A 244-nucleotide genomic window follows, 5' to 3' on the forward strand; every position below is an offset into this window, starting at 1 on the left:
ATTGCCGAGCTGGAAGCCCGCTTGACCGAAAGGTGCGACTGGGACTTGGTGCTGCTCGACCTGAACATGCCCGGTGCCTATGGTTTTTCCGGATTGGTGTTGCTGCGCGGGCAATATCCGCAGATCCCGGTGGCCGCATCAGTTTTAGTTCCATTCAACATAGTTATCCATACTCCATTTTCCTACAGAAAATTCCACAAATTACATCTGCATAGGAACTATGTCTTACAGAAAATTCACTCAC

General features: G+C 48.8%; 1 protein-coding gene. It reads left to right on the forward strand.

Annotation, left to right across the window (positions count from 1 at the left end; all coding sequences use genetic code 11):
* Positions 1 to 244, forward strand: a 244-nt coding sequence (locus AC0L20_RS41670) for a response regulator (RefSeq protein WP_473295936.1), incomplete at both ends; no start/stop codon positions are given.

The organism is Bradyrhizobium sp. Kon58 (genome assembly GCF_055807455.1).